Below are 13,926 nucleotides of genomic sequence, written 5' to 3'. Positions count from 1 at the left end.
ATGCCGTTACCGCGCTCGTTCATGCGCAGGTCCTGGCGACCTTCAATCAGATTGTTTGCAACAATGGCATCACGAGCGCCGTGGACATCAACGCCGGTGAGATTGTTGAGGATCCTGTTGTTGTCCACGATGGCTCGATGGGCTGTCTTGGTCAGCTTGACCCCGGCATCGAGTGTTTCATGCGACAAGCCGGAGCCGGTCAGTGTGAGGCCGCGTATTTCGGTATCGGGCGCAGTCACTGTAATGACACTGCCCTCCCCCGACCCGGAGATGGTTGCTTCTCCCGCACCCTCAAGAACCAGTGCCTTGTCGATAAGGACAGGACCCTGATGAATTCCAGGCGCAAGCCGGAGACTGTCCCCGGCTTGCGCATTTTCAAGCGTGTCCTGCAAAGCGCCCTGCCTTGCCGGGACGACCCATTCCTTTGCCGCCGACGGTCCAGCAAGGGCCAGAACCGAAGCGAGAAAGATCAATCCTCCCGATACTATCTGCAGGGCGCGGCGCATGGGTCAGGCCCCTCTGGGTTCAACGAACATCCGGCCACGCATTTCCATATGGAGTGCGTGACAGAACCACTGGCAATAGAACCAGTGCACACCCGGTCGCTCAGCAACGAAAGTCACCGACGCGGTCGCCTGCGGCCCGACTTCCATGGCGACACCATAGTTCGCCAGACAGAAGCCGTGGGTCAGATCATCAATGTCATCGATGTTGGTGACGTAGATCGTCACTTCATCGCCCTGCTTCACCGTGAATTTCTCAAGGCTGAAGGTCGGTGCGACGGAGTGCATATAGACACGAACCTTGTTGCCGTCGCGAATGACATCTTCCGCGTATTCAAGGTCCACTCCATCAGCTTCGGCCTGCTTGATCGCGTCGGCGAAACTTGGATCGCTTCTGTCCCAGACAATCGCAGGGTTCACCTTCGAACGGTGAACGATAATGCTGTCATGCGGCTCGGCGAAAGTCGGACCGTCGTGAACAACGGTCATTTCATCACCGGAAATATCGATGAGCTGTTCGTTCTCCGGCTTCAGCGGACCAACGTTCAGGAACCGGTCCTTGGAGAACTTGTTCATCGAAATCAGCCACTTGCCATCCGCTTCCGCGGTTTCACCCATGGACGTGGAGTTGTGACCCGGCTGATAGTGCACATCGACCTTGGAGATGATCGGATCGACCTCTTCTCCGGCATAGGCACGAATGGCCTTGTCGATGTTCCACTTCGCAACCTGGCTGTCCAGGAACAGCGTCGTGAAAGCATTTCCCTGACCGTCGAACGCGGTATGGAGCGGACCGAGACCGAGCTGCGGTTCGCCGACGACGGCAGATCTCGGATCTGCATTGTCGCTGAAGAGCGCGTCGACCTTGGTCACATCAATGATCGAAACCGTCGGAGACAGCTTGCCGTTGATGACGATGTGCTTCTTGTCCGGTGCCGCGTTACAACCATGCGGGCTGTTGGGGATCGGAATGTAGCGCGTGAACTGGGAATTGGCTTCCTTTCGGCCGTCGACGACCGGAACACCGTTCAGTTCCTGATAGTTTCCGGCTGCGACAGCATCCTCGATGGCCTTGATGTTGAAGACCACGCAGTGATCCATCTCGCTCTCGGTCATCTCGGCAAGGTTCATACCCATTTCCGAGTTGTAGCTGGTCGAAAAGGCGTATTTGCCCTGATAGTCGGCGTCGCAGTTATCCAGGTTTCCGGAAACGATCACCTGCCATGCAACCTTCATTTCATCGCCGTCGATGGCGGTGAAGATGCAGGAATACTTGTCCGGCTCATCGAGGATGGACCCGTCATTGACGAGCGGTGCCTCGTGTTCACCGTTGGCAAAAATGTAGCCGGTCCGCGGATATTTCTGCGGTCGCATGCCGTGGATGTCATGCGCGTTCGGGATCTCGATGATCTTGTCGCATTTCATCGTGGTGCAGTTGATGCGGGCAACACGCGTGTTCGCCTTGTCGTTGGCGAAGATGTACCGGCCATCATAGGTGCCGTCGGTGAAGGACATGTGCGGGTGGTGCAGGTCACCATTGTCGTAGGTCACCTTGCCCTGCGCTGCGAGAAACGCCTTGGTTTCAGGCAACAGACCTTCGGTCAGCACTTTCAGCGACTCGTTGGTCTGTCCCCAGCCGGTGGCCGAGCAACGGTTGAACACCGGAACGCGCATCAGTTCACGCATGGACGGAACACCAAGAATACGCAGTTCGCCTGCCTGGCCGGAGGACCAGAAACCGTAATACTCGTCGAGCTCACCTGGAGCCATTTCGAATTTCTGGCCGCCTTCGGCAGCAAATGCCGAATTGGCACTTCCGGCTGCGACAGCCCCCATTCCAGCAACGACCGCCGTCTTGGCGGTGCCGCCTAACAAGTCCCTCCGGGACATGCCCCAATGCTTTTCGTTATCCTTCATGGCTGATCTCCTTATTGCCGTTTGAAGGTTATTCAGCCGGAACAGTGGCTGCCTTTTTGGCGTCCGGTTCCGGTTTTCGCATTCCGGTCTGCACTTCAAAGCGCTTTCTCTTGGCAAGCTTCTTGATGCAGACAGGACATTTCTGGTCGTGCTGATAAAGAACCTGGCAATGCAGGCAGTTCAGACACTCGTTGGGATTGATGTTGCCTTCAGGATGAATGGCCTGAACCATGCATTCCTTGGCGCAGCGATTGCAGGGATTGCCGCATTCGCGGTAGCGCTTCAGCCAGTCGAACATACGCAGGCGGGCAGGTATCGCGAGCGCCGCACCTAGCGGACACAGATACCGGCAGTAGAAGCGTTCGATGAAGAGACCGGCTCCCAGCAGCGCCACGGCAAACAGGACAAATGGCCAGGCGCGTTGGAACTTGAGAATGATGGCCGTCTTGAACGGCTCCACCTCGGCATAGTGTTCGGCCACATCCAGCGAATAGAGCGACAGCCCGAACAGCCCGAGGAAAATCATGTATTTGAGCGGCCACAGGCGCTCGTGAAGTCCCCAGGGCACCTCGATCTGCGGAATGCGGAAAACCTTCGCGATACGATTGGTCAGTTCCTGCAGGGCGCCGAACGGGCAGAGCCAGCCGCAATAGGCACCACGCCCCCAAAAGAGCAACGCAGCGGCAACGGAGAACCACAACAGGAAGACCAGCGGGTCCATCAAGAATGCATCCCAGCTGAACTCGTTTGTCAGTGCCGAGAAGAAGGCCAGAACATTGACGACCGAGAGCTGCGCGTTTTCCAGCCAACCGAGCCAGACCAGAGTGAATGTGAGAAAGCCGATGCGGAACCAGAAGGTGAATCGCTCATTGCGCGTCACCTGCATCTGGAAGAAGAACACCAACGTCAGAATGCCGACGGCCACACCGAGAACGGCAACATCGAAAACGCGTCCTCTCCAGATCCGCATCCAGAGTTTTTCGACAACGGATTCAGCGCTTGCCGCTGCATTTGCTGTTTCCGCAGTTCCGGAAGCTGCAACCGCAACAGGCTCTGCCTTCAGGTAATCGAGCGGCAACTGGTACCCGAGATCGAATGTCAGAAAGACCTTGTCGATGGGACCGACGGCCCGCTGCACGAGCAGCTGCAAGCGGAAATCCTTCGCAGGATCAAAACCGATATCCGCGGGAATGACAAAAATATCCATTTCGGAGAAAGAAGGCGCGCCTTCTGCTGCGATCTCGCCAACACGGTGCTGCTGCTTGTCGAAGAACCTTGCGGAAACATCATGTTGGATCATCTGGATCCGGTCGAAAATACCACCGCGTACATACCCCGATCCCTTGAAGGAATAACGTCCCCGCCCCATGACGAGCAGCGCATGCTCTCCTTCTTTCAGGCGTTTTTCCAGATTGCCGTATTCGGCATCCCCAAGCAGCGAGCGGCCGATTGACGGCACGTCGACCAAGGCCATGTAAAGATCGATGAACGTATCTGTTTCAGGTCCAGCTTCCGGCCGTGCAACGGCGCGGGGATCCCCCTGAGCGACAAAAGCCTCGTTGATCTGTGCGACGTCGAGCGATAGCCGGCGCACCGACCCATCTCCCGTCAGTGTCAGCCAGTCGGCAGTTTCCTGCCGGTCATAGTCAATTTCAAGCTTCGGCCCCTCATCGACGACTTCCGGTGCAAGGCCTCCAAGTCCGAGCACTCTTGCAACCTTCAATCCAGAACGAACAATGGAATCGTCGATCACCATGATCGTCACGGTGGCACCGGATATGATGTCCAGATCGTGCGCGGACCCGCCGCTTTCGGCTTCAGCCCTCAGGTCGAGACCGGCATAACCTTCCGTGACAGCCTTGATCTTGCTGTCGGGAATACCGATCAGGACAATCGGCTCTGAGTGTTTCACCAACCTGACGCCGGTGATCACCGCAGACTGATCCACGCCGACAAGCGTGTGAATCGGTTTGCCTGAATATCCCGTCGTCGAGACGAAATCGGATGTCAGGAACACCCAACCGATGGGAGTGTTGTCCTTGAGCGCGGGAACAACGGCAGCGTTGTCCTGCAACGGCCCGTAAGCGTCTGCACCGGGGACCAGATCCCCGGGCTCGACCTTGTCGAGAAACCGTGTGACTTGAGCTTCCAAAGCCTGAGCTGATGGCGTCAGCGCCGCCATCAGAACGAAGGCGAGGCAAACCACGCAAAAGCGGGCGGTATATAAAAGGGGACGCACGAGAAGCGCTCCAGCACTTGTCTTGAGTGATGCTGGTGCAATTTTCGACGGTTAGCGAAAGAATAGCTTTGACGTTTGTCAAGCGAGGGAAAAGAGTTTCAAAGAGACCGTGCCTGCTCAAAACACAGCTATTCTCTTTCATTCAGGACAAATTGTTCGCCGGTTTCCAGGCGACCTTCCCCCTGAGCACGGCACGAATCTGTTTCCGGTTCGGATTTTACCTCTTCTTTGCGCCACCTCAGGCTACGGTGAACCAGAGTTTCTGCGTCGAATGCTGAAGGCAAAAGTAACTCTCTGGCTCTAAACACCAAATCCGTCCAGGAGCGCGTCTTCAAACGGAAAACGTGACAACAGTTCGATACCCGATTGCGTGACCAGCACCTGTTGTTCCAACTTGACGCCTTCGGCCCCGCCGTCTTCGCCGATGTAACTTTCGACGCAAAGCGTCATTCCAGGTTCGATGATGCCGTCATACCCTGCATCGGGGAAGTCGCCATGATGGTACAAATAGGGATACTCGCCCGTCATGCCACAGCCATGCGCGGACAGATAATAACGGTTTGCGTAATACTTCTCCGGAATGTCCCATGCCCTGTCGGCATACTCCCGGAAAGTCATGCCAGCCCTGAGAATGTCCATATTGTGATAGACCTGCTCGAGAGCAACCTTATACAGCGTTTTTTGGGTTTCGGACGGTTTGCCGGGACCCGAATGAAACGTCCTTGAAAAGTCCGAATAATAGCCGTGGCATCCGACCACATCCGTATCCAGTGCGACGAGTTCGTTCTCGCCAATGATATTGTTGGCCGTTTCCTGAAACCACGGATTGGTCCGCTCTCCCGCGTTCAACAGTCTCGTTTCGCAATAGTCGCCGTTTTGTTCGATAATCGACTTGTGAAGCACCGACCAGAGTTCCGTCTCAGTCAGCCCTGGCCTGAGAGCTTCGCGTAATTTGCCAACACCGATTTCCGTTGCCCTGAGCGAGGCATTGACGCATTTCATTTCTTCCGCAGATTTGATGGCCCGCGCCATTTCAACAGGCTCTTGGGCATCAACAATTCGAAACCCTTGGTTTTGCAAACTGATGGATGTACCGGCATTCATCCGTTCCATTCCGACAGTCGCTTCCTTGCCGACAAGCCCTGTTATCAGATCTCCCATTTCCTGAGCCCAGGCGCGCTCCCTCCCGGCAATATCCGGTCCGGCGGCAACAAAACTTGCTGTTTTTGCGGGACGCACTTCGTCAACGGTTTCAAATCCATCGGCAAGATGCATGCATCCGGTAAATTCGAAAAGGATTGACCGATCGGCCGTTATCAAAAGGTAACGTGCCGGTGCATTGCGCATCGAAAACACCTGCATGTTTCGCGTTCCCGTCGCATACCGAATGTTGATCGGGTCGGAAAGAATGACCGCCCCAATATTGCGCTTTGCCATTTCCGAGCGAACACGCGCCTGTCGATACCGGCGCACCGCCTTCAGATCGATTCCTGCACTTTCGGGTGCTCGATCCAGCAAAGCGATGCCAGACAAGTCGCTTCGTTCTGCATGCCAATCGAAATTCGCCATTTTGCTCTCTGAAACACCTAACTGCGTTAACGACGTCAGTAGACGTAAGAAAACCGGTGTTGTAAACGGGACAAAAATTCATGCATTTGAGAAACCTGAGGTTATGAAAACCTATCGAAAGAACCTCCCACCGCTGGACTGTCTGGTCTTTTTCGAAGCCGCCGCGCGAAACCTGAGTTTTACGCTCGCCTCCGGGGAGCTATTTGTTTCTCAAGCTGCAGTCAGCAAACGAATTCGCCAGCTGGAAAGTTTCCTGGGCGCTGAATTGTTTGTTCGAAACGGCCGCATGCTGGAACTGACACAATCCGGGCAGGAACTGTTCGGTAAAACCTCCATGACACTCGATTTTATCGAAAACGCGCTCACCCGCCTTTCAGACCAGAGCGACGATGCCATCAGTATTGCAAGCAGCAACGCCATTTCCATGTTCTGGCTGCAGAAGCAACTCAACAAGTTCGGCCTTACCGAGCATTCGTGCCCGGTCAATCTGATGACGTCGGACAAAAACCGGGATCTGCTGAAGAGCGCCAACGACCTGATTGTCGCTCCCTGTGATGGCAACATTCCAGGCTACGAGTGTACGAAGCTGTTTTCAGAGCAACTTGTGCCGGTTACAGCTCCGGACGCAGCAGGCAAAACTGAATTCAACGCGCGGGAAGATCTGTTTCAGGCAAGCGCTCGAATTGACCTGCCGCTTCTTGACTTTCGGCGCGTTGAACCGTTTTGGATGAACTGGAATGCCTGGGCACGAATGACCAAAACGTCTATTCCGGACACCTGGCCACGCGTGCATTGCAAAACCTATGCCCACACAATCGGCAAAGCGCTCGAAGGAGAAGGAATAGCGCTGGGAAGCCTGCAATTGCTTGCAGATGAGATCAGCACTGGCTCATTGATCCCGATTGGCAGCAGAGCGCTCGACAGCAAAAACGATTACTACCTGATCCGCGACCCTTCAAAGCCGATGGCAGACAACGCCAAACATCTGTACGGGTTTTTGCTTGAAGCCACAAAGCTCACACGGTCGACAGCACCTTGATTGAAGCGGTTCCGACCACCTGAAAACAAGAGGGTCAACGCTTCTGGCCCATGAGGTGCCGCTGTCGCCAGCCCGTCCAGGCCGACGCGCCCACGATCAGGGCCGCACCGAAGAGAAACTGCGGACTAAGGCTCTCTGCGAAAACGAAGAACCCCACACCTGCCGAAATCGGCAGGCTGAGATAGCTCAAAATTGCTAGGAAAGCCGCAGCGGCGTGTCTGTGTGCGTGAAGAAAACAAAATTGTGCACACTGCGCGCAAATCCCGATCGCAATCATGGGTGCGATATGATCCATCTGCACAGGGACCCATGTCACCAAAGCCAGCGGAAAAATCAGGACGGCAAGACCTCCGGTATAGAAGGTCATCATCACGACAACTGGCACATCGGTAAGCTTGCGGGTCAAAATAACGGCAGCCGTACCGGCAAAGACCGTCACTGCTATTGCAGGCAGCCCCCAGGAGAACGGAACAGAGGCCGGATTCACGGCGACCAGCACGCCCGCAAAAGCGACTGCTGCAGCAATCCAGCGACGGGGACCAATCATTTCCTTGAGGAAAATTACCGCCAGAACCATCGTCAGGATAGGACGTGTGAAGTTGATTGCCGTAACCAGTGCCAGCGGCAGTCTGGCTATGGCAAAGAAACTGGTCGTGAGTGCGATTGTAGACGCCAAAACACGGAAAAAATGCAATGGCAGGCGATCCAGCATGTGGAAGGCCGAGCTGGACCGCCAGATCCAGGGTGCGATCAACACTAGCCCTGTGGCCGCTCTCAGAAACACAAGCTGTGCAGAGCTGTAGTCCAGACCGATAGCCTTGACGATCCCAAGGGCCCATATATTCAGGGACATGTCGGCGAGCAGCCAGAGACCTCCGACCGCATTTCCTCTGGGAGCGATGGAGGGTGCCTTCACCGTCTTACGGCCGAGGCGTGACGAGGTTCATCATCAACCGGAAAGCGCCGGGCACGAGTTTCTCCATCTGATGATGCAGGATCAGCGCGCAGTGAACATGTCGACCTTTTCCGATATCGGCTGACAACAATGCACCAAGATGTGGGGCTTCACCCGGGTCCGCCATCTCGAGAAGAGGCTCATACACGTTGTCCCAGCTCTTGGCGAAATACAGCCCGCGTTCCTTGTGCCAACCGGACCAATCATTCTCTCCAATCCGGTTGGGCCGATTGAAAAGACCATGGTCCGGAGACAGTACCGTTACGGCGGCGCTTTCATCCGTCACGCGCCACCGAAGAGAGGGTTGTCCGATTTCCAGGCGCGCGGGCGGTGTTTTCTCCGGATCCCAACTGTCCCAGGGGCGGTGATAGAGCGTTACCAGAGTTCCTCCGGCCGCGACCCATTTTCGCAAACCCGCCATGGCTTCTTTCAAGCCGGGTTTGAATCTGACAGCGAATATCCCGATCACGATGGTGTCGAATTCAGAAAGCGCCGCATCGCTGGCCAGGGCCTCCGTGTTCAAAGAAGTGACATTGAGGCCGAGGCTATTGAGCCAATAGTCCACTCGGTCGTTTCCGGCCCCGACATAACCGATTTTCGCTTCGCTTTGGCCGGCATCGACGACACGAACGGACGCTTCGGCAGGCTGAATGAGATGTCGTGGGACGATATGCGGGTAGTGCACCGGAATGACCGTGTTCGCGGGCTCGCCATTCAGAAGGAGTCGAATTTTGTACAGTCCCTCTGCGACCTCTAATGGAAGTGTCACCTGATACCCGGTTGGTGTTTCCTGGGCGCTCCAATCCGCCGGCATGTCCAACTCAACACGAGTTTCAGCAGGAACGATTTCAGAAATATTGAAGACAACCGACCGTTCGGCTGTGGTGCGATTTACCACCGCCGCCATTGGCGCAACCACGGCGCTCCGCTCCGGCAGGATCTGCGGTGGAACCTCAAATGGTATGGCGGTTTCACTTTTGACACCGTGGGTCGTCAAGGAAAGTCTTGCAAACGGCGCCTCGGGTTCGTCCGGTAAAAATCTATCGGGATAGGGATTGCTGAACGCAGCCCCTTCCGTGCGCAGCTCGCTTACACTTGCCGACCACCCATTTTCAACCGCGACGGAAACATCAAGCGCTTCCGCCGCACCTGAATGAATTTCTGTCTCAACGGCACTGACGTCTGTGGTCCGGAGGACATCCTTTTCAAGCCTCGCACGAAATTCCGTCCGTGCGGCAACGCGGATCAGTTTTGCCAGTTGAACCTCTTTGCGCGCTATCTTGTGAGCATAACGAGGGTGCGCTTTTTCGGCGCCAAGTCGCATGGCGGAAAGGGCATGGCTGGCATGTTTCAGTATTTCCGACGTATCGGGGAAGGCGGCAATCGCTGCGGCAATTTCCTTGTCCGCTTTCATCAGATCGGCGCTTGTGCCGAAGTCAGCGAGACATGTGGGAAGTCCCGAGTTCAAAGTATCGTCCGCCTGGCTGATGCGCGATAATTTCAGGTGCAGCGGCCAGTCCTTTTCAGAACCGGTTGGTATCCAGGAACCCATAGCCTGGGTCCGGTGACACACACGACTTTGCTCTCCCAAGCGTGCATACGAAAATCCGGTTACCGGGTCATATGCGCGTCCATCGATCACGAGCGTAGCAGGTGGCGGCGGCAAGTCGTCATCATAAGCCTGCCCGGCGCCGGACCAGGCCGGCAGATACATTTTTGACACTTCCCAGACCGGCAATGTGCTCTCGCGATAGTCAGGGTCTGCAGCAAGTCCGATCGCTTCCTCCGCTGCTGCCGTCATGGCCCGGTGATGGCCATGCTGCCCAGGTATGTCCAAAAATGTCGGACAGATAATGTCCGGCTTTTCCTGGCGAAGGATGTCGACGAAACGTTTGAGTGTCCGCTCCCGTCCCCACTTTGCGAGTGTCTCTTCTCCTGATTTCGAGAAACCGAAATCGAAAATCGAGTCGTCCGGGCTTTCCGAGAGCCAGTAAAGCCTCAATCCAAGTCGTTCTGCGGCCCTCTCCATCTCGGCAGTGCGAAGCACACCCAATTGCTGACTTGCTTCGCGGCCGATATCGTTCTGCCCTCCCTCGCCGCGCGTTGAACAGGCATAGGAAACATCAACACCGTCCCGAAACCCGAGAACGGCAAGCATTTCGGATGTTTCGTCATCGGGGTGAGCCCCGGTGTTCATGAAAGAGAGCACCGAGCGCAAAGGCAACAATGCTCGCCAGAGCTCAACAATGTGAGGTCGTTCAAATTCTTGAGCAATACGTTCCGGGGCAGTCAAGGCCATAGGGTAAGGTCCGGCAATTCAGCTATCTTGATGAGGTGTGAAGGCACGGTGAAGTACAAGCGAGGCCGCACCCAGTGTGGCAGTCATGCGGCCGCATGTGCCGCGTTGCAGTCTTGGAAAAGGATTGTCCGGTCTGTTGGAAACCGAGGAGTTCGCGAGCGGGCAGATCTCGATCAGATGATCGATCAGGGATCCCGGCATCGCGCCGCCCAGAATGACGGTCTGCGGATCCAAAATGTTTTCCAGCTGCAGAACGGCTTGCCCCAGGGCTGACGCCGCGTTGGAAAGCCATTCAAGCATCCGGTCATCGCGCTGCTGAAACAGACGTTCAAGAGCACCAAGATCGAGCGGTTTTTCTTCGCCGATATGTGACTGTATCGAGACGCGGCTGAGAATGCTTTCCAGCGGCACAAGCCCATTTGGCCCCAAGACAGGCACATGACCAAGCTCGCCCGCATTTCCGAATGCACCCGAGATCAGTCGGCCTTCACTGATGAGGCCAAGCCCGAGACCCTTGCCGAAATAAACAAAGGCATAGGAACCAATTCCCTGCGCGACACCGGTCAGGCGTTCCGACAGGGCAGCGGCGTTGGCATCGTTGGAAAGCGCCACAGTGCCACCAAGCCTGTTTTCAAAGAGTACCTGCGCATCGGTATTTTCCCAGCCCTGCAGATCGGAGCTGCGACCTGTCAGTCCGGTTTTTCCGAATGGACCCGGCATAACCACACCGGTTCCCAACAAGCGTTGCGTGGCAACACCTGCCTCTGTGAGCATCATCTCGCGAAGGTTCAAAACCTTTTCAACGACATTGTTCGGGGAATTGTCCGTCAGTTCCCTGCGCGCGGTTTCCACCACTGTGCCCGAAAGGTCCAATAGGGCCGTGAAGATGGCATCCGGCCTGATCTCCGCTCCAAAGGCATATCCCCCTGACGGGTCGACCCCATACTGCACGGCGGGAAGACCCCGCCCGGCGGTCCGGGATCCTTTTTCGAGAATCCACCCTTCACCAAGAAGCTCCGCAATGATGTTTGAGACCGCCTGCGTTGACAGCCCGAGTGCCCGGGCGATTTCGGCACGCCCCATTGTACCGGCGGCCTGAATCTGCCCCAGAACCGCCTGCCTGTTGCGATTGCGGCTGCGCAGAGGGTTGGACCCCTTGATTTGACTGTCGCTCTTCATGCTTCGTTATTAACTCAAGAAAATTGACAATTCAATTTATTTGACTTAATCACTTTGAAACAGGCAGCGAAAGACTGCCACTCCAGTGCGATACGATTGAAAAATCCAGACGGGAGCATCAGCAATGTTGAAGCATTTAAGGCGCATGGCGCTGGGTGGGATTGCGGCTGCAACAACCCTAATAGGCAGCTCTGCATGGGCCGTTGAAATCGAATATTGGCAATATTTCTTCGACGCGCGCGTCGAGGCGATGGAACAGTTGATTGAGAAGTTCCAGGAAGCCAATCCGGATATCACGGTCAAGATGACGCATTTCCCATATGCCGACTACCGGACCAAGGTCGCAGCAGCCATTCCGGCCGGAGAGGGACCGGATGTCGTGCAGCTGTTTTATGGATGGCTGAACGATTATATTGAAGCGGATCTGATCCAGCCATTGCCGAAGGACGTCTTTGACCCGGCGAAAATCGATGCGGAATTCTTTCCCATGGTCCAGGCCATGAAAAAGGACGGCACTTATTACGCCCTACCGACAGCGGTCCGATCCCTTGCCTTGTTCTACAACACCCGGCTGTTCGACGAAGCCGGTGTCGAAGGTCCGCCTGCAACGCTTGATGAACTCGTGGATACCGCGAAGAAGCTGACCAAGTTGGATGGTGCCGGCAACATCACCCAGGTGGGCATCACCACTGGCATGAATGCCCAGGATCACCACTGGTGGCGTGAAGTTCTTGTCCGACAGTTCGGTGGAGAGCCTTATGAAAACGACTATCAGACCGTCAACTACAATAATGACGCCGGTCTGGAAGCGTTGAATTTTTATGTCGGCCTGGAAAAGGACCACAAGGTCACGCAATCCGGTTTCATGGATGAGCCCCAGGCGGCCTTCAAGGCCAATCGGGCAGGCATGCATATTGACGGTTCCTTCCGCATCGGCTCACTCAACAAGGTGCGCGGCCTGAAGTGGGGTGTGGCGGAGCTGCCTGCAGGCCCAAATGGTTCGAAATCCAATTACTCGTCCTACTGGGTGAATGGGATCACCACCAAGGCGGAAGGCGAGAAATACGATGCCGCCGTCAAATTCCTGGACTATCTCACGTCTGATGAAGCGATGCAGGTCTGGCTGGATGTTGTTGGCGAACTGCCTGCAAAACCATCGGTCGGCCTTGTCGAAAAGAATGCAAATGATCCCATCTACGGCCCGTTCATACGTGGGCTTGAATACGCGAACACCACGAAATTCGCGAATGAGTCCTCGCAGCGGCAGGCCTTGATGGACATGGTCGGACGTATCGACATTGAAGGTCAGGACCCGGCTGAAAGCCTTGCAGCAGCCGCGGCAGAGGAACAAAAAGTCCTCGACGAGTACTACAAGAAGTAGTCTTGCCCCTATTGGGCTGCCGATCATCCGGCAGCCCGAAACTGTCGAGCAGCGGTGCAAGTGATGTCAGTCTACAAAAACCTATCAATCCGGCAGAAACAGATTCTGTGGGCATGGATTTTCCTTGCCGTGCCAACGCTCTTCTACGGAGTGATCCGGTTCTATCCGACCGGCAACGCCTTTGTGATTTCGTTCCAGGACTGGAACCTTCTGGGTGCACGCACCTGGACCGGCCTGGACAACTACACGAAGCTCTGGAACGATCCGGTCTTCTGGAAGGTGTTCCGCAACACGTTTGTCTATCTGCTGCTGGGCACTCCGATTTCGCTCGTTATCAGTTTTATTATTGCCTATCACCTCGACAAGACCCGGTTCATGCACGGCTTCCTGCGCATGCTCTATTTCCTGCCGTTCATGACCTCCGCCGTCGCGATGGCATGGGTCTGGCGCTGGTTCTACCAACCCGTTCCAATCGGATTGTTCAACAACATGCTGGCCTCCATCGGCATTCCGCAAATCGAGTTCCTGAATTCCACCACCAACGCCTTGCCCTCGGTCCTTGCACCTGCGGTATGGGCCGGTCTTGGATTTCAGATCATCATCTTCATGGCAGGTCTGCGGGCGATCCCGGTCAGTTATTACGAGGCAGCGCGCATAGACGGTGTTGGCTGGTGGACGGTGCTGACACGGATCACATTGCCGCTTTTGAAGCCGACCATCGTTTTCATTGTCGTGTTTTCCTCGATTGGGTTCCTGCGGATTTTCGATCATGTGTTCAACATGACGACTAACAATCCCGGCGGCCCTCTGAATTCGACCAAGCCCCTCGTTTTGATGATCTATGA

The 13,926-nt window shown here is 55.6% G+C and carries 10 protein-coding genes; 3 read left to right on the top strand and 7 right to left on the bottom strand.

The genetic code is table 11. The annotated features are described in order from the left end of the window. The 4 genes from K5905_RS12200 to K5905_RS12185 form a co-directional block, all read right to left on the bottom strand. On the bottom strand, positions 1–506 hold a 506-nt coding region (locus tag K5905_RS12200), incomplete at its 3' end, for a nitrous oxide reductase family maturation protein NosD (protein ID WP_367186958.1). A 3-nt stretch (positions 507–509) separates the two neighbouring features. Further along, a complete protein-coding gene (nosZ, locus tag K5905_RS12195; RefSeq protein ID WP_297584134.1) occupies positions 510–2,420 on the bottom strand; it encodes a TAT-dependent nitrous-oxide reductase in 1,911 nt (636 codons plus the stop codon). 28 nt (positions 2,421–2,448) lie between these two features. Then, positions 2,449–4,659, bottom strand: a complete 2,211-nt coding sequence (locus tag K5905_RS12190) for a NosR/NirI family protein (protein WP_297584132.1) — start codon at positions 4,657–4,659, stop codon at positions 2,449–2,451. Positions 4,660–4,959: 300 nt separating this feature from the next. Then, positions 4,960–6,228 (bottom strand): Xaa-Pro peptidase family protein, encoded by a 1,269-nt coding sequence (locus K5905_RS12185; protein WP_297584129.1) that lies wholly within the window; start codon positions 6,226–6,228, stop codon positions 4,960–4,962. A gap of 103 nt (positions 6,229–6,331) precedes the next feature. Between K5905_RS12185 and K5905_RS12180 the strand changes: the two genes are divergently transcribed. After that, on the top strand, positions 6,332–7,267 hold the full coding sequence (locus K5905_RS12180; protein WP_297584126.1) for a LysR family transcriptional regulator: 936 nt from the start codon (positions 6,332–6,334) through the stop codon (positions 7,265–7,267). A gap of 34 nt (positions 7,268–7,301) precedes the next feature. Here K5905_RS12180 and K5905_RS12175 read toward each other — a convergent pair whose 3' ends face one another. From K5905_RS12175 to K5905_RS12165, 3 genes are read right to left on the bottom strand one after another with little or no spacing between them, the layout of a single operon-like run. Beyond that, complete coding sequence (locus K5905_RS12175; RefSeq protein ID WP_297584124.1) at positions 7,302–8,183, bottom strand: DMT family transporter; 882 nt, start codon at positions 8,181–8,183, stop codon at positions 7,302–7,304. Positions 8,184–8,187: 4 nt separating this feature from the next. Continuing rightward, a complete protein-coding gene (locus K5905_RS12170; RefSeq protein WP_297584122.1) occupies positions 8,188–10,521 on the bottom strand; it encodes a PIG-L family deacetylase in 2,334 nt (777 codons plus the stop codon). 18 nt (positions 10,522–10,539) lie between these two features. Then, positions 10,540–11,700: an ROK family transcriptional regulator gene (locus K5905_RS12165; protein WP_297584120.1), complete on the bottom strand. Its 1,161-nt coding sequence runs from the start codon at positions 11,698–11,700 to the stop codon at positions 10,540–10,542. Positions 11,701–11,824: 124 nt separating this feature from the next. Between K5905_RS12165 and K5905_RS12160 the strand changes: the two genes are divergently transcribed. Together K5905_RS12160 and K5905_RS12155 are read left to right on the top strand one after the other, a co-directional pair. Next, positions 11,825–13,081: an extracellular solute-binding protein gene (locus K5905_RS12160; RefSeq protein WP_297584118.1), complete on the top strand. Its 1,257-nt coding sequence runs from the start codon at positions 11,825–11,827 to the stop codon at positions 13,079–13,081. A gap of 63 nt (positions 13,082–13,144) precedes the next feature. Continuing rightward, positions 13,145–13,926: carbohydrate ABC transporter permease (locus K5905_RS12155; RefSeq protein WP_297584116.1), on the top strand; the 782-nt coding region annotated here is incomplete at its 3' end.

The sequence above is a fragment of the Roseibium sp. genome (assembly GCF_025698965.1).
In the GTDB taxonomy this organism is placed as follows: domain Bacteria; phylum Pseudomonadota; class Alphaproteobacteria; order Rhizobiales; family Stappiaceae; genus Roseibium.
This window is presented reverse-complemented; position numbering and strand designations above follow the sequence as displayed.